At 58.7% G+C, this 18,300-nt stretch carries 18 protein-coding genes; 9 read left to right on the top strand and 9 right to left on the bottom strand.

Features of this window, described 5'->3' with window-relative positions; all coding sequences use genetic code 11:
• Window positions 1-52: 52 nt before the first annotated feature.
• Together mqo and PSH73_RS17775 are read left to right on the top strand one after the other, a co-directional pair.
• On the top strand, window positions 53-1,699 hold the full coding sequence (mqo, locus tag PSH73_RS17780; protein ID WP_057960282.1) for a malate dehydrogenase (quinone): 1,647 nt from the start codon (window positions 53-55) through the stop codon (window positions 1,697-1,699).
• A gap of 182 nt (window positions 1,700-1,881) precedes the next feature.
• Entirely contained in the window at window positions 1,882-3,006 is a 1,125-nt protein-coding gene (locus PSH73_RS17775) for an IS481 family transposase (RefSeq protein ID WP_057961168.1), read from the top strand.
• A 57-nt stretch (window positions 3,007-3,063) separates the two neighbouring features.
• Here the strand turns inward: PSH73_RS17775 and PSH73_RS17770 are convergent, their stop codons facing one another.
• The gene (locus PSH73_RS17770) at window positions 3,064-3,921 is read right to left on the bottom strand and encodes a LysR family transcriptional regulator (protein ID WP_057960281.1); all 858 of its coding nucleotides are present in this window, start codon (window positions 3,919-3,921) and stop codon (window positions 3,064-3,066) included.
• Window positions 3,922-4,043: 122 nt separating this feature from the next.
• Between PSH73_RS17770 and PSH73_RS17765 the strand changes: the two genes are divergently transcribed.
• Genes PSH73_RS17765 through PSH73_RS17755 form a run of 3 tightly spaced genes read left to right on the top strand, consistent with a single transcriptional unit; the run spans window position 4,044 to window position 6,951 of the window.
• Complete coding sequence (locus PSH73_RS17765) at window positions 4,044-5,039, top strand: hypothetical protein (protein WP_057960280.1); 996 nt, start codon at window positions 4,044-4,046, stop codon at window positions 5,037-5,039.
• A gap of 12 nt (window positions 5,040-5,051) precedes the next feature.
• Window positions 5,052-6,041 carry a 2OG-Fe(II) oxygenase gene (locus PSH73_RS17760; protein ID WP_198792158.1) on the top strand — a complete coding sequence of 330 codons (990 nt, stop codon included), beginning with the start codon at window positions 5,052-5,054 and terminating at the stop codon, window positions 6,039-6,041.
• Entirely contained in the window at window positions 6,031-6,951 is a 921-nt protein-coding gene (locus PSH73_RS17755) for a DMT family transporter (protein WP_057960364.1), read from the top strand. Before PSH73_RS17760 ends, PSH73_RS17755 begins: the two co-directional genes overlap by 11 nt.
• 32 nt (window positions 6,952-6,983) lie before the next feature.
• Here the strand turns inward: PSH73_RS17755 and PSH73_RS17750 are convergent, their stop codons facing one another.
• The 4 genes from PSH73_RS17750 to ppnN form a co-directional block, all read right to left on the bottom strand.
• The gene (locus PSH73_RS17750) at window positions 6,984-7,358 is read right to left on the bottom strand and encodes a hypothetical protein (protein WP_057960278.1); all 375 of its coding nucleotides are present in this window, start codon (window positions 7,356-7,358) and stop codon (window positions 6,984-6,986) included.
• 71 nt (window positions 7,359-7,429) lie between these two features.
• Window positions 7,430-7,825: a PIN domain-containing protein gene (locus PSH73_RS17745; RefSeq protein WP_057960277.1), complete on the bottom strand. Its 396-nt coding sequence runs from the start codon at window positions 7,823-7,825 to the stop codon at window positions 7,430-7,432.
• Window positions 7,822-8,079, bottom strand: a complete 258-nt coding sequence (locus PSH73_RS17740) for an AbrB/MazE/SpoVT family DNA-binding domain-containing protein (RefSeq protein ID WP_128592932.1) — start codon at window positions 8,077-8,079, stop codon at window positions 7,822-7,824. The genes PSH73_RS17745 and PSH73_RS17740 overlap by 4 nt, the downstream gene beginning before the upstream one ends.
• A 176-nt stretch (window positions 8,080-8,255) precedes the next feature.
• A complete protein-coding gene (gene ppnN, locus PSH73_RS17735; RefSeq protein WP_305461119.1) occupies window positions 8,256-9,629 on the bottom strand; it encodes a nucleotide 5'-monophosphate nucleosidase PpnN in 1,374 nt (457 codons plus the stop codon).
• A 328-nt stretch (window positions 9,630-9,957) separates the two neighbouring features.
• On the opposite strand from ppnN, the gene fabV reads away from it, so the two are divergent.
• Window positions 9,958-11,151 carry an enoyl-ACP reductase FabV gene (gene fabV / locus PSH73_RS17730; protein ID WP_115128665.1) on the top strand — a complete coding sequence of 398 codons (1,194 nt, stop codon included), beginning with the start codon at window positions 9,958-9,960 and terminating at the stop codon, window positions 11,149-11,151.
• Between the two features lie 186 nt (window positions 11,152-11,337).
• Window positions 11,338-11,961, top strand: coding sequence for an HAD family phosphatase (locus PSH73_RS17725; protein WP_169960247.1), 624 nt, complete (start codon window positions 11,338-11,340; stop codon window positions 11,959-11,961).
• Here PSH73_RS17725 and PSH73_RS17720 read toward each other — a convergent pair.
• The gene (locus PSH73_RS17720; RefSeq protein ID WP_186626192.1) at window positions 11,958-12,863 is read right to left on the bottom strand and encodes a LysR family transcriptional regulator; all 906 of its coding nucleotides are present in this window, start codon (window positions 12,861-12,863) and stop codon (window positions 11,958-11,960) included. The genes PSH73_RS17725 and PSH73_RS17720 overlap by 4 nt on opposite strands.
• A 98-nt stretch (window positions 12,864-12,961) precedes the next feature.
• Here PSH73_RS17720 and PSH73_RS17715 point away from each other — a divergent pair, with 98 nt between their 5' ends.
• A complete protein-coding gene (locus PSH73_RS17715; protein WP_120734460.1) occupies window positions 12,962-14,128 on the top strand; it encodes an aspartate aminotransferase family protein in 1,167 nt (388 codons plus the stop codon).
• Here the strand turns inward: PSH73_RS17715 and punR are convergent.
• Complete coding sequence (gene punR / locus PSH73_RS17710) at window positions 14,120-15,037, bottom strand: DNA-binding transcriptional activator PunR (protein WP_305461116.1); 918 nt, start codon at window positions 15,035-15,037, stop codon at window positions 14,120-14,122. The genes PSH73_RS17715 and punR overlap by 9 nt on opposite strands.
• 122 nt (window positions 15,038-15,159) lie before the next feature.
• Between punR and punC the strand changes: the two genes are divergently transcribed.
• A complete protein-coding gene (gene punC / locus PSH73_RS17705; protein WP_115128661.1) occupies window positions 15,160-16,344 on the top strand; it encodes a purine nucleoside transporter PunC in 1,185 nt (394 codons plus the stop codon).
• A gap of 1 nt (window position 16,345) precedes the next feature.
• Here the strand turns inward: punC and PSH73_RS17700 are convergent, their stop codons facing one another.
• Together PSH73_RS17700 and PSH73_RS17695 are read right to left on the bottom strand one after the other, a co-directional pair.
• Complete coding sequence (locus tag PSH73_RS17700; protein WP_120733672.1) at window positions 16,346-17,179, bottom strand: nucleoside-binding protein; 834 nt, start codon at window positions 17,177-17,179, stop codon at window positions 16,346-16,348.
• 143 nt (window positions 17,180-17,322) lie between these two features.
• The gene (locus PSH73_RS17695) at window positions 17,323-18,273 is read right to left on the bottom strand and encodes a LysR family transcriptional regulator (RefSeq protein WP_057438560.1); all 951 of its coding nucleotides are present in this window, start codon (window positions 18,271-18,273) and stop codon (window positions 17,323-17,325) included.
• Window positions 18,274-18,300 lie beyond the last annotated feature (27 nt).

Raw genomic sequence — 18,300 nt, 5'->3', positions numbered from 1 at the left:
GCCGGAAGGTCAAGGACGGTAGGGCGGAAGGCGTTTTATCATAGGTGCTACGATGTTTAAAAAAGTGAACACTGCCCTGCTGGGGCTGGCTTTGTCGATAGGGATTACTTCCGTCCAGGCGGAAGAGGCAAAGAAAGTTGATGTGCTATTGATCGGCGGCGGCATCATGAGCGCGACCCTGGGTGTGTGGCTCAATGAGCTGCAGCCGGATTGGTCGATGGAGATGGTTGAGCGCCTGGACGGTGTCGCCGAAGAAAGCTCCAACGGTTGGAACAATGCCGGTACCGGTCACTCGGCCCTGGCTGAGCTGAACTACACCCCGGAAAACAAGGACGGCACCGTTGAGATCCCGAAAGCGGTCGAGATCAACGAAGCGTTCCAGATCTCCCGCCAGTTCTGGTCGTGGCAGGTTCAGCAAGGCGTTCTGAAGAACCCGCGCTCGTTCATCAACTCCACTCCGCACATGAGCTTTGTGTGGGGCGATGACAACATCAAGTTCCTGAAAAAGCGTTACGAAGCGCTGCAGGCGAGCCCGCTGTTTGCTGGCATGGAATACTCCGAAGATCCGGTACAGATCAAGAAGTGGGTTCCGCTGATGATGGAAGGGCGTGACCCGAACCAGAAAATCGCTGCGACCTGGTCTCCGATCGGCACTGACGTGAACTTCGGCGAAATTACCCGCCAGTTCGTCGCTCACTTGCAGACCACGCCCAAGTTCGACCTGAAACTGTCGAGCGAAGTGCAGGACATCACCAAGAACGCCGACGGTTCGTGGCGCGTCAGCTACAAAAACCTGAAAGACGGTACCAAGACCGAGACCGACGCCAAGTTCGTGTTTATCGGCGCGGGCGGCGGTGCCCTGCACCTGCTGCAAAAGTCGGGCATTCCTGAAGCCAAGGAATACGCCGGCTTCCCGGTGGGTGGTTCGTTCCTGGTGACCGAGAACCCAACGATTGCCGAGCAGCACCTGGCCAAGGCCTACGGCAAGGCATCGGTCGGCGCGCCACCGATGTCGGTTCCGCACCTGGACACTCGCGTGCTGGATGGCAAGCGCGTGATCCTGTTTGGCCCATTCGCGACCTTCTCCACCAAGTTCCTCAAAGAAGGCTCGTACCTGGACCTGCTGACCAGCACCACCACCCACAACATCTGGCCAATGACCAAAGTCGGTATTCGTGAATACCCACTGGTCGAGTACCTCGCCGGCCAGCTGATGCAGTCGGATGACGACCGCTTCAAGGCGCTGCAAGAGTACTTCCCGAACGCCAAGAAAGAAGACTGGCGCCTGTGGCAAGCCGGTCAGCGTGTGCAGATCATCAAGCGTGATGAAGAGTTGGGCGGCGTCCTGAAACTCGGTACCGAAGTGGTCAGCTCCGCCGACAACACCATCGCCGGCCTGTTGGGTGCGTCGCCAGGTGCGTCCACCGCAGCGCCGATCATGCTGACGGTGCTGGAAAAAGTGTTCAAGGACAAGGTTGCTACCCCGGCCTGGCAGGAGAAGCTGAAGCAGATCGTGCCGAGCTATGGCACCAAGCTGAACGGCAGCCCTGAGCGCGTTGCGCAAGAATGGGCCTACACCGCCAAGGTGTTGCAACTGACGCCTCCGCCAGCCATGCCGCAAATGGCTGCTCCACAGGCGACCGAGGCTGCCAAGCCTGCGGCCGAGCCGAGCAAGCCGGCGGCTGACATTGCGCTGTAAGCGGTTGACGCAGTCCTGAGACAGGATTGAATCGACAGTTAAAAACCCGCTGAACCGGTAACGGTCAGCGGGTTTTTTGATTGTGGCTATTCGGTCTGCTTGTACGGACCGGACACATGGTTGACGGGTGTGCGGGGACATGGTGGACACTTTTGGCGAGCCAACTTCGCCGGAAAGCCATCATGCCCTGGGACACGAGAGATACCATGAGCCTGAAAGAAGAGTTCATTGCCTTAGCACGGCAACCCGGCAGCAATAAACGAGAGCTGTGTCGACGGTTCGGCATCAGTCCGCAAACGGCCTATAAGTGGTTGAAACGCTATGAAATGCAGGGGCAGTCTGGACTGCAAGAGAAGTCCCGAAAACCTGCGACTAGCCCAAAGCTAACCGCGCCAGCTCTGGAAGCGGAAGTCATAGCGCTTAGGCGAGCACATCCCGCTTGGGGCGGACGTACAATCAGCAGCCTTTTGAAAAAGCAGATTGCTCCTAGCACTGTCACCAATGTTCTGCACCGATGCGGGCTGATTCAGCCTGTTCAGAAGGAACAAGAAGCAAAGCTGAGATTTGAACACGATGCACCTAACGATCTTTGGCAGATGGATTTCAAAGGGCACTTCCCGACGCAAGAAGGCCGATGCCATCCGCTGACGTTGTTGGACGATCACTCACGATTCAATTTGGCGATTCAAGCTTGTGATAACGAGCGTGGAATCACAGTGAAGGAAAAGATGATCGAGGTATTCCAGCGCTTTGGTTTACCGGCTCGCATCAACGTTGACAATGGGCCGCCATGGGGCTCGCCACGCAACCCTGGGGAAATCACAGAATTAAGTATCTGGTTGATTCGCTTGGGGATCAGGATCAGCTTCAGTCGTCCTTATCACCCTCAAACCAATGGAAAGATTGAGCGCTTCCATCGTTCACTCAAAGCCGAGGTGCTTGATGGGCGTCAATTCTCCACGATCAAGGATGCTCAAACAGCGTTTGATCAATGGCGTGAGGTCTATAACTTAAAACGCCCTCACCAAGCACTGGACTACAAGGTGCCTATGGACCGGTATCGAGCAAGCCCCTGGGCTTATCCGCAGCAGCTATCGGAGTTTGAATATGGGCCGGATGATGTGCTGGCCAAGGTTTATCACAGCCGATTTCGCTTTCAGAAACGTTACTTCAGCATTGCCAAGGGGCTGGTTGGGCAGCACATCGCAGTTCGGCCTAACCCTGAAAGTGACGGGCTCTTTGACGTCTACTTCTGCCACCATTTCCTACGAACGATCGACGTGAGCAAACCGGACTATGGTTCATAATGTGTCAACTATGTCCCCGCACATGTGTCCACTATGTGTCCGGTCCGTACAGTCTGCTCAAAAGGGCCGAATACTGAACCCTTTTTTGATCTGCTCATGTAGGTGCAATGCCAGATGATTAGCGCTATCAGAAAGTAAATAAAGCTGATGCGGCGGCAGCCCAGGTAACTGTATTCCGGGGATGAGTTTGGTCAGCCCGGTGGTCATGCGCTCCTCCTCAATCATCCCGACCGCCAGCCCACACATGATGGCCGCCTCCACAGCCGTCGAGCTGGCACTCTCCAGCAGGACTCGGTAATAAACCCCATGCTCTTTCAGGGCCTGTAAGGCCGATGCCCGGTATGGGCACCCGGTCAGCTGCACTGCAATGGGCAGCGGTGCCTGCTCGGATCTCTGGAAATTCTCGGCAACTACCCAGACGGGTTGGATCGTGCCGAGACGTTCACCCTGTTCCAGCGGTTGTGAGCTGACAATCAGTGCCAAGTCAATTTGTTCGCGACTGAACATTGTGAACAGCTCACCACTGGACCTGGCTTCCACCTCCAGTTCAAGCAGCGGATTGTCTGCAATTAGCAACGGTAGGAAGTCACGCATAAATGCCGGAGCGTATGAGTCAGGCAAGCCCAGGCGGATTTTGCCCTGCATGCGTTGTGGCGTGAGTGATGCGAGCAGGCGGTCATGGCTTTTCAGAAAGTCAGTGGTTTCACTCAGCAACTTCTTGCCATACATCGTGAGTTCGACGCCCTGGTTGTTGCGGCTGAACAACCGTTGACCCACCAGTTGCTCCAGCTTGTGGATTTGAGTGGTGACAGTCGATGCACTGCGATGGACATGGTTGGCTGCTTCATTGAAACGCCGAAAGCGGGCAACCGCATGAAAGGTGCGTAGAAGGTCGATGTTCAGTTGTTTGTTCATGATTCCTCTTTTGAGGATTAGTGGTGCGGATTATTCAAATATACAAAATCATGACCCCACTTTAGTCTTTTGGTCAAACAAGAGCGCACCTGCATACCTAATAAGAAAGAGTTGGAGCGTATATGGATATCAACACGCTGGTTGTAGCGTCCTTGCAGAACAATCATGACCTGGAAGGAAGAATCTGGACTATTGAAAACGCTGAGAAATATTCGACCTTGTCTGAGCATCGGACGGAGCTTTCGCAGCAAGTCAGCGCAGAAATACTAGCGCTGATGACCGCCTTGAATAGCCAGGGGATAAGCGACGAAGGCGTATGCGCCGCGCCTTGCGGAACGGGCTCCCTGGGTGACCTGCTGCAATCAGTCGCTGGAGATCTGGTCGATCTCCTGGGGCAGGGCAGCGTTCATTACGTCGAACTGGGTCCAGAACCAGTGAAAACATCCGCCCTGATGGGGTATTTGCTTGAGTGTGGCATTGAGCTTGAGTATTACACCGCGGTCGATATCAACTGTGCTTCGCAGGGCATCATGCGTCGTGCGATTGAGCCGATGCTGGCCACTCCTCAGGGGTTTTCCTATCTGGCCACTGATTTCCGGGACTTGTCCAGGCACCAGCTTGAACGCGGTCAGGATGTGACGCTAATTACAATGCTGGGCTTTCAAGAGGGCAATGAGTTGCCCGATACCGTAGGCGAGATCATCCGCCGGGTGGGCGGCATGCGAACGTACGTCTTGTCAGAAATGCAGTTGTCCACGGTTGAGGATGACGCTCATATCCATCGTTTTTATAACCACGATTGCATGATTCGGTTTTCTGATCTGATCGGGTTGAAACTGGGTTTGGAGAAAACGGATAGCCATCGGGTCATCATCTCCGAAATCGAGCACCACGATGAGCGCTACCGTGTAGCTGCAACGTTGTTGCCCGTCCATGACGGTCACGATGATGGCTATCTCTTGACGAATGTCTGCCTGAAATACACCCGCGAGCAATTCATCCGTGTGCGCCAGGAGTACGGCAGTTGCCGAGTAATTGGTGAGTATTGCAGCGGAGATGGCAGTGTTATGTATCAACTGTCCGAGTATTGCCTGGACCACGATTGCACTGACAGATAGAGGTGGATAGCCATGAGACGAGACGGTGACCTTCCGGTATTTGTACAGGGAGCAGGACGGCTGAAACTGGCGTTGCAGGCGTCGCTTTCTCCAGCATCGTTACGATGCAAGCATCCAGGGGCATTGCTCGATACCTTTAAGCATTGGAGTGACAGCTACTTACGCAACAGTGTTCCAGCATTCGGGCATCGCCAAAGTCTTGCCGAGCTTGGTTATGTGAACTCGCCGTTGGGCGTCGCTTCGGCTGAGCAACTAACAGCCGTGGCACAGGTTGCGGGACTATTCACCGAAGAGGGCGTCACGCAACTACGTCGAGCTTGTTATCAGTTGGAGGCGGGCTCTACCACCAGCGACTGGATTATTTCCAATCGCACCCGCGCCGCCACTGAGTCCTCGACCCTTATTCGGGAGATGATGGGTAGTCGCGCTTTTTTGTTGGCGGTGTCGCAGATTGCAGGTGTCCCTTTGGTGCCCCACCCATTTTTACGGGCGCGTTCACAGGTCAACTATTTCTACCCGCGCCAGGCCCCTGAGGATAAAGCCCAGATTGGCATGTGGCATACCGACGGCACCAGTTTCGTGTTGAATATCCTGCTATCGGACCCTGGTGAGTATGAAGGTGGAGAGTTCGTTTTTTTTGACCAGCGGAACGAGCTTTTTGATGTGAGTAACCTGGATGGACACGTATGTACCAGCGTAGTCAGGGCCAGTGGCGATGCGGTCTACCTTTACGGTAGCCGTGTGTTTCATGGTGTTCGCCCGGTCACGGCCGGCAGGCGTATGTCGTTGGTCCTTTCATTTCATTGTCCTTACAGCTCAGTCGATGTGAACAAGTTCTGGCACCTGGCATCCGACGACGGTGTACTGAGGACTATCCGGCCATGGTTCCAGCTTAGGCGCGACTTGGCATTGCCCGCTGACGAGCAATACCGTCGACTGGGCATTGAGCCTATTACCTTTACCGAACTGGCGATATTCAGGGGTAATAATGATGTCGCCTAAGAGCACGACTTTGGGAACGCTGAAGTTACTGTTATTGCAGATAGTGTTTGTCTTGTCCTGGAGCTCCGGTTTTATTGGAGCGAAGATGGGGGCCGAGGATGCGGGAGCGTTCAACTTGCTGTTCTGGCGTTTTTTGCTGGTCTCAGTCTGTCTGGCGCTGTTTTTGAATATCGCGCTGCTGAAGGTTTCCTGGGAGCAAATTCGCCACCATGCGGTGATCGGTTTTTTGTCGCAGTTTCTCTATTTGAGTTGTGTCTATGTGGCGATCCAAAATGGTTTGCCGCCAGGTATTGCGGCGATCATCGCTGCGCTTCAGCCGCTGATGACCGCTGCACTTTCATCGGGCAGTACGACAGAGCGCAGCGGAGCGTGGCAATGGCTGGGTTTGCTGGTTGGTTTTTGCGGGGTGTCGATTGTGATCGCGGGGCAGTACCGCAATAGTGCTGCCGAGCTCGGACTGGGTATGTATTTACTGCCGCTTGTCTCTGCACTGGGGCTGACGATGGCGACGTTATATGAACGGCGCTCAACGCTTAGACAAACTCATCGCAGCCCCTTGAGCCTGTCACTGTTTATCCAGTCGCTGATTACCTTGATGGGCTTCACTGCGGCCGTGCTCTACACCGATACGTTCAGCATTCCCCGGGACAGCGCCGTACTGGTCTCGATCGTTTGGCTGACGGTGTTTTCTACGTTTGTCGCGTATCTGAGCCTCTGGATGTTGTTACGGGTCATGACCGCCACCCACGTCGCAGCGCTGGTGTATCTGGAACCCCCCGTGACGTTGGTCTGGGCGGCAGTCATGTTTGGCGATGTGATTTATACGTCGACGTATGTGGGAATTGCGGTGGTGGTGGTTGGGCTGATTCTGGTCCGTTTGAAGAGGCAGGCGATGGTGCGTGCGTCGTAAACATCATGCCCAGGTCGCCTGGATAGGGTTCTTCAGGTTGGCTTTTTGGTTCCCAGCAGCCGCACTTCCTTGAGCAACGCCGCGCCCAATTGCTCCGTTCCCAGTTCCTTGTACCCAACCGCCTTGATCTCACCGTTCTCTTCCGCCTGGATGATGATCACCGGCGTTTCCTTGCCTGTGCCCGCTTCGACGTGCATGGCGTATTGGGGGATCTCCAGCTTGATGGGCGTGCCTGCCGCCTTGCCTTTCACATTGATCAGAAACGCCGCACAGCCATTGTCGACATCGTCGTTGGTGGCCGACCGGCCGCTGACGAAACAGGTCTCTGGAAGGTCCGGCCAGGCGATGGTTTCTGCCAGGGCGAGGGTGGGTGTCAGGAGCAGGGCTGCGAGCAGAAGCGTGCGCACGTTGGGCGGTCTCTCAAGGGCAGTGGAATACAGGTTTTACCAAAGCAGGTCCGTTGCAGCAACGCCAGGATTCAGCCCAGGCGACGCATGCCGACGGCTTTCGCGGCATCGATATCAAAGGTGGCGGTGTATTCGCACCCGGCAGCGTGGGCACAGCGTTCGATCAAACAGTCGGCGAAGTCAGCCTTGGTCGTGGTAAATCGGCGCACGGCCTGCCAGATGAGTTCGGCATCTTCGATGATCAGTTCACGGGTGCGCAGCAGGGTTTCCAGAACCGCCACCAGTTGCGTCTTGGTGCATTGGTAGCAGCTCTGTAATACCCATACCAGCTCCACGACCGAGACCAGGCTGACGAAGCCCGGTGAAACAACGGTCAGGGATTCGATCAGGTTCGAGGCCTTGGCCGATTGAACCGGATCGTCCTGAGTGACATAGCGCACCAGCACATTGGTATCCAGGCCAATCATCCCGCTTTCGCTCCCTGCGCGGCGATGGCCTGGTTCATTTGTTCAATGCTGACGGCCTTGGCGGGCTTGCGGATCAGGCCCTTGAGGTCCTGGATGCTGTGGTTGGCAGCGATAATGGCAAACTTGCCATCTTCCATTTCGACAAACTCCACCCGGTCTCCGGTGTCCAGGCCCAGCGCGCTGCGGACTTGAACGGGGATGGTGATTTGCCCTTTTGAGGTGAGTGTGGCGGTGGCCATAATGAAGATCTCCATCGGGATATTCCTTACCTTAGGGTAAGGAATAATGGAGGACAAGATCCGTTGGTCCATAGGTCGCTCTGCTGGTAGGTGTCGGTGGTCGGAATAGATAAAACCCTAGTCCGCTTTCGCTCCCTCGACACCCCTCAGATGGCTCTAAAGCAATACAACCTATGACCTGGCAATCTGCCTTATTGCACCACGCGATAGCACGGCACATACGCCGCGCCGCCAGGCAGTTTCATCCGGTGTTGCTCCACAAACGCCTTCAACAGCTCATCCAGCGGCTTCATGATGGTCGGGTCGCCGTGGATCTCGTACGGGCCGTTCTGTTCGATCATGCGGATGCCCTTGTCCTTGACGTTACCCGCCACGATCCCCGAGAACGCCCGGCGCAGGTTGGCCGCCAGTTCATGGGGTGGCAGGGCATGGTTCAACTGCAGGCTGGCCATGTTGGCATGGGTCGGATCGAACGGACGCTGGAAGCCTTCGTCGATCTTCAGCAGCCAGTTGAAGTGGAAGGCGTCGTTGCGCTCGCGGCGGAACTGTTTGACGTCCTTCAGGCCCGCGGTCATCTGCCGGGCGACTTCGGCGGGGTCATCAATAATGATCTGGTAGTGGGCCTTGGCCGCTTCCCCCAGGGTCGCGCCGACAAACGCATGCAGCTGTTGCAGGTACGGCGCCGCCTGTTTGGGCCCGGTGAGGATGACCGGGAAGGGCACGTCACGGTTGTCCGGGTGCATCAGGATACCCAGCAGGTACAGGAACTCTTCAGCCGTACCGGCGCCGCCGGGGAAGATGATGATGCCGTGCCCGACACGCACGAAGGCTTCCAGGCGTTTTTCGATATCCGGCAGGATCACCAGTTCGTTGACGATCGGGTTTGGCGCTTCGGCGGCGATGATGCCCGGCTCGGTGAGGCCCAGGTAGCGCCCGCCGGTGATGCGTTGCTTGGCGTGGGAAATGGTCGCGCCCTTCATCGGGCCTTTCATCACGCCCGGGCCGCAACCGGTGCACACGTCGAGGCTGCGCAGGCCCAGTTCGTGCCCGACTTTCTTGGTGTATTTGTATTCTTCGGTATTGATCGAGTGCCCGCCCCAGCACACCACGATCTTCGGCTCGACACCCGGGCGCAAGGTACGCGCGTTGCGCAACAGGTGGAACACGTAGTCGGTGATGCCCTGGGAGGTGCTCAGGTCGATGCGTTGGCTATCGAGTTCGTTTTCGGTGTAGACAATGTCGCGCAGGGCGCTGAACAGCATTTCCCGGGTGCTGGCGATCATTTCGCCATCTACGAACGCGTCGGCTGGCGCGTTCAACAGCTCCAGGCGCACGCCGCGATCCTGTTGATGGATGCGGACTTCGAAGTCCTTGTAGGCGTCGAGGATGGTCTTGGCGTTGTCGATATGGGCGCCGGTATTGAGGATGGCCAGGGCGCACTGGCGGAAAAGCGTATAGATGCTGCCGGAGCCGGCTTCGCTCAGTTGCTGGACTTCACGTTGTGACAGCGTTTCGAGACTGCCCTTGGGGCTGACGGAGGCATTGATGACTTGGCGTTGAGGCATTCTTATTCCCTGAAAGCGCAGCCACCGGGCGATGGACAGCCAGTGGCTTGAGGATGACGAGCGCCGAATACGGTCGCACAGGACGGGCATTTTCCCTGCCCTGAAGGCAGGACGCAAACTCTGTCCTGCCTCATCATGCCGCAGAACTTGCTGAATTCGCGCCCTTGTCGGAAAAATATAGTGCCTTTGGCCGGTGTGGATTGGATTTTGCGAACAGAAGAATTGCGACTATCGTGACGCTTCGGTTTTTCGGACGTCATAGACCAGTACGATTGACGCCGTAATGGCCACCATTGGCCATCGGCACCTTGGAAGAGGCAGAAATTTTATGATCATCAAACCGCGGGTTCGTGGCTTTATCTGTGTGACCGCCCACCCTGTTGGCTGCGAAGCGAACGTCAAAGAGCAGATCGACTATGTGACCGAACACGGTGCCATCGAAGGCGGCCCGAAGAAAGTCCTGGTGCTCGGTGCGTCCACCGGTTACGGCCTGGCTGCGCGTATCAGTGCCGCGTTTGGTTGTGGCGCCGACACCCTTGGGGTGTTTTTTGAAAAAGAAGGCGAAGAAGGCAAGCTCAGCTCTGCCGGCTGGTACAACAGCGCCGCTTTCCACAAGTTTGCCGCCGAAAAAGGCCTGTACGCCAAGAGCATCAATGGCGATGCGTTCTCTGACGAGATCAAGCGCCTGACCATCGAAACCATCAAGAAAGACCTGGGCAAGATCGACCTGGTGGTCTACAGCCTGGCCGCGCCGCGCCGTACTGATCCGCAGGGCGTGGTGCACAACTCCACCCTCAAGCCGATCGGCAAGGCTGTGACCCTGCGCGGGATCAACACCGACAAGGGCGTTGTGGTCGACACCACCCTGGAGCCGGCGACCCAGGAAGAAATCGACGGCACCGTCAAAGTGATGGGCGGCGAAGACTGGCAGCTGTGGATCGACGCCCTGCGTGACGCCGACGTGCTGGCCGAAGGCGCCAAGACCACCGCGTTCACCTACCTGGGCGAAAAACTGACCCAGGATATTTACTGGAACGGCTCCATCGGCGAGGCCAAGAAAGACCTCGACAAGAAAGTCCTGACCCTGCGCGACAACCTCGCCGCACTTAAGGGCGATGCCCGCGTCTCGGTGCTCAAGGCCGTGGTTACCCAGGCCAGTTCGGCGATCCCGATCATGCCGTTGTACCTGTCGCTGCTGTTCAAGGTGATGAAAGAGCAGGGCACCCACGAAGGCTGCATCGAGCAGGTCTATGGTCTGTTCAAGGACAGCCTGTACGGCAGCGAGCCGAAGCTTGACGCCGATGGCCGCCTGCGTGCCGACCTGGCGGAGCTGGAACCGAAAGTCCAGGACGCCGTGGCGGCGCTGTGGAACCAGGTGACCGATGACAACGTCAACGAAATCAGCGATTTTGCCGGCTACAAGGCAGAGTTCCTGCGCCTGTTCGGTTTCGAGATTGGTGGCGTGGATTACGACGCGGACGTCAATCCGACCGTGAAGATTGAAGGTCTGGTTCAGGCTTAAGCTCTAACAAACTAAGCGAAACCCTTGTGGGAGCTGTCGAGCCCCGGCGAGGCTGCGATAGCGGTGGTTCAGGCAACATAATGTTGCAGTGCCGCCGCTATCGCAGCCTCGCCGGGGCTCGACAGCTCCCACATTTGCTTCATGCTGGGTGTTCCAGTGACCACACTCGGCTAACGGAGGATCTTCATGACGATTCGTGCAGTAGTTTTTGATTTCGGCGGTGTTCTGTTTGATTGGAGCCCGCAGCATCTGTACCGTAAACTGATTACCGGTGACGAGGAGCGCCAATGGTTCCTCGAGAACATCTGTACCCAGGCCTGGAACACCGAACAGGACGCTGGGCGCACCCTGGCTGAAGCCACCCACAGCCTGATCGCCGAGCACCCGCAACATGAGGCCCTGATCCGGGCCTACTACGACCGCTGGCATGAAATGCTGCGCGGCCCGCTCGCCGACGGCGTAGCGATTCTTGAAGACCTGCATGAGGCTAAAGTGCCGCTGTTCGGCTTGACCAACTGGTCCGCTGAAACCTTCCCCTATGCTCGCGCCAACTACCCCTTCCTGAAGTACTTTCGCAATATCGTGGTGTCCGGCGAGGTAAAGCTGATCAAGCCCGACCCTGCGATCTACCGCGCCAGCCTTGACCAGGTGCGCGCCCATTTGCCGGATATCCGCCCCGAAGAACTGGTGTTTATCGACGATGTGGCTGAAAACGCCCACGCTGCCAGTGCTGTGGGCTGGCGGGGTATTCATCATGTATCACCCGAGCAGACCCGCGGTGAGCTGAAGGCCCTGGGGGTGAATTTCTAACGCGCCCATTGTTCGATCACGAAGTCGACGAAGGCCCGCAGCTTGGGCAGGCGGTAGCGGTCCTGTGCATAAAGAAGGTGCATGGAGCGCGAAGGTGACTGATAGCTTGGCAGTAGCGCCACCAGTCGGCCCGCCAGCAGGTCGGCGGCCACCAGGGCGTCGGGTAGCATCACGATGCCCATGCCTTCGACGGCCGCGCGCTGCAGGGCCTGGGAGCTGTTGATGGTCATGGGCCCGGACACGGCGACTTCGACTTCACCCTCGGCCCCCCGTAGGCGCCAGAGCTTGTCGGCGTTGCGCCAGTCATCGGTCGATGGGTAGGCGAACGCCAGGCAGTCGTGGTTCTGCAAGTCCATGGGTTGCTGGGGTGTACCCCGGCGCGCCAGATAATCCGGCGATGCGCACAGGGTCATGGTGTAGTCCTGCAAGGGCCGGGCGATCAGGCTTGAAGGTTGCAGCTCACCCAGGCGGATCGCGACGTCGAAGCCACTGTCGATCAGGTCCATCGTTTGATTGCTCAACACCACGTACAGCTGGATCAGCGGGTAGCGGCGGGAAAACTCACTGAGCGCCGGTGCCAGGCGCTCGGCCCCGAACGCGGGCGGTGCGGTGATGCGCAGCAACCCTTGGGGCGCCTCGCGGTGGACCTGTTCCGCCAATTGCTCGGAGTTGGCCACCAGCCCCAGGACTTCCAGGCAGCGCTGGTAATACAGGCCACCGAACTCGGTCAGGCTTTGCTTGCGGGTCGTGCGCTTGAGCAGGCTGACGCCGAGGCGTTGTTCCAGGGCGCGCAAGTGGTTGCCGACCATGGTCGTAGACAGGCCGCAGACCTGGGCCGCTGCGGTCATGCTGCCGGTTTCTACCACTTTGACGTAGACGCTCATTGCCTGGAACAAGTCCATTATCAAGTCCTGATTTAAAGTCATTGCAGGTATGCGCAGTTTATCCAGCTTGAGTGGCTAACGATACTAAGGCCATGACCTTGATGGAGCCCGATGCCATGACCGCCGCTTGCCTGATGACCACCTATCAACCCCTGGCACTGAGCTTTGCCCGTGGCTTGGGCACCCGCCTCTGGGACCAGCAAGGCCGTGAATACCTTGACGCGGTGGCCGGGGTTGCCGTGACCAATGTCGGTCACTCCCACCCGCGGCTGGTGACGGCAATCAGCGAGCAAGCCGGGTTGCTGTTGCATACCTCCAACTTGTACGGCATCGACTGGCAGCAAAGGCTGGCCCAACGTTTGGCCCGGCTATCCGGCCTGGATCAGGCGTTCTTCAACAATTCTGGCGCCGAGGCCAATGAAACCGCGTTGAAACTGGCGCGCCTGCACGGTTGGAAAAAAGGCATCGAGCAGCCGCTGGTGGTGGTCATGGAGAACGCCTTCCACGGCCGCACCCTGGGCACCATGGCCGCCAGTGACGGGCCATCGGTACGCCTGGGGTTCCAGCGTTTGCCGGGGGATTTCATCAAGGTCGGCTTTGGCGACCTGACGGCATTGGACACGGTGACCCGTGAGTTTGGCGCCCGGATAGTCGCGGTATTGCTGGAGCCGATCCAGGGTGAAAGTGGCGTGCAACCGGCCCCGCCGGGCTATCTGAAAGCCTTGCGCGCCCACTGCAGCCAGCGCGGTTGGTTATTGATGCTCGATGAGATCCAGACCGGCATTGGCCGTACCGGCACCTGGTTTGCCTTCCAGCAGGAGGGGATTGTCCCGGACGTCATGACCCTGGCCAAAGGCTTGGGCAACGGCATTCCGATTGGCGCCTGCCTGGCCCGAACCTCGGTGGCCAAGCTCTTCACCCCAGGCAGCCATGGCAGCACCTTTGGCGGTAACCCGCTGGCGTGCCGGGTGGGCTGCACGGTGCTGGATATCATCGAGGAACAAGGTTTGCTGGAGAACGCCGCACGCCAGGGCGAGCGGCTGCTGGCACGGCTGCGAGTGGAATTGAGTGAGCATCCGCAGGTGCTGGCGATCCGTGGTCGTGGCCTGATGATCGGCATTGAACTGGCCACGCCGCAGCGCGACCTGGCCGAACGGGCCGCCCGCGAGCAGGGGGTGTTGCTCAACGTTACGCGGGGCAAGGTCATTCGCCTGCTGCCGCCCCTGACCCTGGACAGCAAGGAAGTGGAGATGATTGTGCGGGCCATCGCTCGGTTACTGTGAAGCGGGTCCGTTCAGCCACTCCTGGTTCAGCGTCTGGCTATCCCCCAGGTAGTCCAGGAGCCAGGCCATGGCGGGTGACAGTTTGTTCTGCGCCCAGGCCACGCAGGACGGGCTGGCCGGGAAGGGCCGGGACAGTTGCAGGGCCGCCAGTTCACCGCTGTCGATCAATGGCTGCACCAGGTGCGCCGGCACCATGCCGACGCACAACCCGTCCTGCAGGCAATCCATGGCCGATGCCCAGCTGGGGACCACCAGGCGCCGCTGGTTATCCAGGGTCCAGGTGTCGCGCTTGGGCAGGTTGCGCGAAGTGTCGGTCATGCACAGCGACGCAAAGGGCCGCAGTTGATCGTCACTGAGCAAACCGTCGAGCTGGGCCAGCGGATGCCGGGCGCTGACCACGCACAGCCAGTTCAACAAGCCCATATCACGAAACGTGAAGTGGCTGGCCACCGGCACCGCGCTGGTGGCGCCGATCACGATATCGGTGCGCTCGTCCGCCAGGGCGTCCCACACCCCGTTGTACACCTCGTACTCCAGCAGCAGCTCCACTTCCGGGAACTGGCGATAGAAGTCCAGCACCAGTTGCCGGCAACGCTGCTGTTTGACGATGGAGTCCACCGCCACCTTCAGCTGGCCGCTCCAGCCATTGGCCACCTGCTGGCACAGCCGGCGGGTACCGAGCATGGTTTTCATCACGCCACGGGCTTCGTCGATAAACAGGCGACCGGCGGGAGTCAGTTCTACATCGCGGTGGCGGCGGATAAACAGCGGCACTGCCAGCCATTCCTCGATTTGCCGCACGGTGTAGCTGATGGCCGAGGGTACGCGGTGCAGTTCCTGGGCGGCAGCGCTGAAGCTACCGTGACGGGCCACGGCATCCACCACATCCAGGGAGTATTCGGACCACATGAGGGTTGCCTTCAAAAATATTGATAAGAGCGTCCAATTATTATCGCTTCACAGGGCAACTGCCAGCTTCATAATAGGTGCCAGTCAGCAAATTGTTTGATGGCAGTACTTACAAGGCTTCAATGAAAAACTCTTTTGGTTTTACCTGGTACCTGGCGGGGCTGAGCATGCTCGGCTATCTGGCCATGGATATGTACTTGCCCGCGTTCGGCGCCATGGGCGAACACCTGCAAATTTCCCCCGGTGCGGTGGGGGCCAGCTTGAGTATCTTCCTCGCCGGTTTTGCCGTGGGGCAACTGCTCTGGGGGCCGCTGTCGGACCGCCTGGGGCGCAAGCCGATCCTGCTGGCCGGCCTGAGCCTGTTTGTGCTCGGCTGCCTGGGGATGTTTTGGGTCGAGACCGCGCCGCAACTGCTGGCGTTGCGTTTTGTACAGTCGATTGGGGTGTGCAGCGCCGCAGTCAGTTGGCAGGCGCTGGTGATTGACCGGTACCCGGCCGACAAGGCGCACCGAGTGTTTGCCAGTATCATGCCGCTAATGTCCCTGTCACCGGCTCTGGCACCGTTGTTGGGGGCGGTGGTGTTGAATCACTGGGGCTGGCAGGCGATCTTTGCCGTGTTGCTGGTCGTCTCGCTGTTACTGCTGTTGCCGACTCTGTTCCTCAAACCGATGCCCAAGCGCCTGGCCACTGATGGCGAACAGTCGCGGCTGGGTTACGGGCAATTGTTCAAGTCGCGGGTGTTTACCGGCAATGTGATGATCTTCGCCGCGTGCTCCGCCAGCTTCTTCGCCTGGCTCACCGCCTCGCCATTTATTCTCGGTGGCATGGGCTACAGCCCCAATGACATCGGCCTGAGTTATGTGCTGCCGACCCTGGCGTTTCTGGTGGGCGGCTACAGCTGCCGCAGTGCCCTGCAACGGTTCCAGGGCAAACTCCTGTTGCCGTGGTTGCTGGTGGCCTATTGCGTGAGCATGGTGGCGTTGTATCTGGTCGCGACCTTGACGGTGCCGACGTTGACCACCTTGCTGATTCCGTTCTGCCTGATGGCCCTGGTCAACGGCGCCAGCTATCCGATTGTGGTGGCGAATGCGCTGATGCCGTTTTCGGAAAACTCCGGCAAGGCCGCCGCCCTGCAAAACACCCTGCAACTGGGCTTGTGCTTTGTCGCCAGCCTGCTGGTGTCATCCTTGCTGGAGCAGCCGTTGCTGGTCACGGTGATCGTGATGCTGGCGACCGCGCCGCTGGCGGTGCTGGGTTACTGGCTGGCGCGGACCAAGGCGGATGAGTCGCAGATGGCGCCGGCCTAGCCTAGAAGGTCACTTCCATATTCAATGTCGGTGTCGAGGTGCGGCTGCCACGGCCGCCATCGACCCCGAACTTGTTATGCCAGTATTCGTAGCCTACCCCCAGGTACAGGTTGGGCTTGACGCTTTTGCCCGGCCGTACCGCGACCATCAGCGCGGTACGCATCAGGGTTTCTGCGGCGGTGTCGCGACTGTTGTAGTCATGGCCTTTGTCACCGACATGGTTGATAAAGCCCTGGAACTTCGCGCCATGGTTGCCGAGTTCGAATGGGCGCATCCAGGTCAGGTTGAGCATGTAGGTGTCGTCGAAGGTGTGGTTCGGATCCTTCGCACCGGGGATGCCGGAATGGTTGTTTTCCTTGTAGTACATCAGGCTCAGGTCCAGCACCCCGACCGTATTGAACTTCACGGTCGGCCCGATCACCAGGGCGCGTTTTTTCGCGGATGCCAGGTTGTTGTTGCGGTTGGCATCGAACCCCAGGGTCAGCGCGTAATCCTTGATCAGCCCGGTGCCCAGCGGCCTGTCGAAGACCCGTGACGCATACAACTGATGGCGGTAGACCGCATACACCTCGCTGCCGCCGTGATCGGTGCCCTTGCGCGGGTCACGGCTGTCGGACAGGAAGACGTCGAGGTTGAGGAAGTTGCTGCCGTACTGGTAACCACTGGCATGGGTGAAGCTGTAGATGCGCTTGCTGAATTCGTCGGGGTTGTTCGGATTGGTGAACTGTTGTCCGTAGCGAAATCCTACGCTGTTGTTCATCCATTCCACCGCGACAGCCTCCCCGCCGCCGAGGAGTGTGAGTAATACGGTTGCGCCGTGCAGTGCCTTTTTCATTGTTTTAGTTCCTTTGGCGTTTGGCTCGTGGCAGCCGTGCAGGGGCCGCCGGGCGCAGTATCGACACAACCGCCGTGATGCTCAAAGAACAGAATATCGACTGGGCTGCTGCCGAATCGGCAGCACTGAAGCTGGCCTGAAGGTCAGGAAATACGCGGTGTACAGGGCAATTCTTCGCGTTCACGCAAAGCGATTTCCTCGCTGATCAGGTGGGCCATCGACTCGACCGCCGTGGGCAAATCCCGACCTTTGCGCGCATACAGCCCCAGGTCGCTGAACATCCCGCCCTGGTCGCTCAAGGGAATGTGCAGCAACTCACCCCTGGCCAAATCGGCCTCGATCCCAATGCGCGTCTGGAACGCCACCCCCAACTGCTGGCGCGCCAACTGCCGCGCCAGTTCCATGGAATTGCTTTGCAGCAAGGGCTTGTGCGCGGCCGACGAGCGCTTGTGCAGCGGGGCGATCAGGTGATGGATCGACAGCTCGCTGTTGGCCTGGATCACCCCGTGCTCGGCGCACAGGGTGTAGCTGACGCTGGCATGGGAAGCCAGTGGATGCCCCGGCGCTACCAATGCCCCGAGGCGGAAATGGCCGACACACAGTTGCGTGGTTTCCGCGCTGCGCGGCAGGGCAAAGGCCAGCCCTAGGTCTGCCTGGCCATTGATCACCGCCGCCGGAATGGATTGTGAGCCCTGCACGGTCACACCGATGGTCACCGCCGGGTAGCGCTGGCGCATGCGTTTGAGCACGGCGGGCAGCAACTCCACTGTCGCGCCTTCTACCGTGGCGATCTCTACATGCCCGGTCTGTACCTGGTTCAGGCCTTCCAGTTCGCCGCGCACCCGTTCCACATCCTGCAACACCAGGGTCACATGGCGGGTCAGGATTTCCCCGGCCGCAGTCAGGCGCAGCCCACCGGGCAGGCGCTCGAACAGGACCGCGCCGACTTCGTCTTCGAGTTTGAGAATCTGCCGGTTCACTGCCGACGAGGCCACGTTCAGCCGGCGCGCGGCTTCGCGGATCGAATGGCAGCGGCGGACCATATCGAAGTAGCAAATGGCCGCAGAGTGGATGCGCAGCGTGCGGTTGAGCATTTTTTTCAGGTCCTTGTGGGTACGGCT

Origin of the sequence: Pseudomonas sp. FP2294 (assembly GCF_030687625.1) — a bacterium.
Lineage (GTDB): Bacteria > Pseudomonadota > Gammaproteobacteria > Pseudomonadales > Pseudomonadaceae > Aquipseudomonas > Aquipseudomonas shahriarae.
This window is presented reverse-complemented; position numbering and strand designations above follow the sequence as displayed.

Bases quoted from the DNA above. Each gene is read 5' to 3' on its own strand.
- mqo (WP_057960282.1), top strand. From the start codon at position 53: ATGTTTAAAAAAGTGAACACTGCCCTGCTGGGGCTGGCTTTGTCGATA.
- PSH73_RS17775 (WP_057961168.1), top strand. From the start codon at position 1,882: ATGCCCTGGGACACGAGAGATACCATGAGCCTGAAAGAAGAGTTCATT.
- PSH73_RS17770 (WP_057960281.1), bottom strand. From the start codon at position 3,921: ATGAACAAACAACTGAACATCGACCTTCTACGCACCTTTCATGCGGTT.
- PSH73_RS17765 (WP_057960280.1), top strand. From the start codon at position 4,044: ATGGATATCAACACGCTGGTTGTAGCGTCCTTGCAGAACAATCATGAC.
- PSH73_RS17760 (WP_198792158.1), top strand. From the start codon at position 5,052: ATGAGACGAGACGGTGACCTTCCGGTATTTGTACAGGGAGCAGGACGG.
- PSH73_RS17755 (WP_057960364.1), top strand. From the start codon at position 6,031: ATGTCGCCTAAGAGCACGACTTTGGGAACGCTGAAGTTACTGTTATTG.
- PSH73_RS17745 (WP_057960277.1), bottom strand. From the start codon at position 7,825: ATGATTGGCCTGGATACCAATGTGCTGGTGCGCTATGTCACTCAGGAC.
- PSH73_RS17740 (WP_128592932.1), bottom strand. From the start codon at position 8,079: ATGGAGATCTTCATTATGGCCACCGCCACACTCACCTCAAAAGGGCAA.
- ppnN (WP_305461119.1), bottom strand. From the start codon at position 9,629: ATGCCTCAACGCCAAGTCATCAATGCCTCCGTCAGCCCCAAGGGCAGT.
- fabV (WP_115128665.1), top strand. From the start codon at position 9,958: ATGATCATCAAACCGCGGGTTCGTGGCTTTATCTGTGTGACCGCCCAC.
- PSH73_RS17725 (WP_169960247.1), top strand. From the start codon at position 11,338: ATGACGATTCGTGCAGTAGTTTTTGATTTCGGCGGTGTTCTGTTTGAT.
- PSH73_RS17720 (WP_186626192.1), bottom strand. From the start codon at position 12,863: ATGGACTTGTTCCAGGCAATGAGCGTCTACGTCAAAGTGGTAGAAACC.
- PSH73_RS17715 (WP_120734460.1), top strand. From the start codon at position 12,962: ATGACCGCCGCTTGCCTGATGACCACCTATCAACCCCTGGCACTGAGC.
- punR (WP_305461116.1), bottom strand. From the start codon at position 15,037: ATGTGGTCCGAATACTCCCTGGATGTGGTGGATGCCGTGGCCCGTCAC.
- punC (WP_115128661.1), top strand. From the start codon at position 15,160: ATGAAAAACTCTTTTGGTTTTACCTGGTACCTGGCGGGGCTGAGCATG.
- PSH73_RS17700 (WP_120733672.1), bottom strand. From the start codon at position 17,179: ATGAAAAAGGCACTGCACGGCGCAACCGTATTACTCACACTCCTCGGC.
- PSH73_RS17695 (WP_057438560.1), bottom strand. From the start codon at position 18,273: ATGCTCAACCGCACGCTGCGCATCCACTCTGCGGCCATTTGCTACTTC.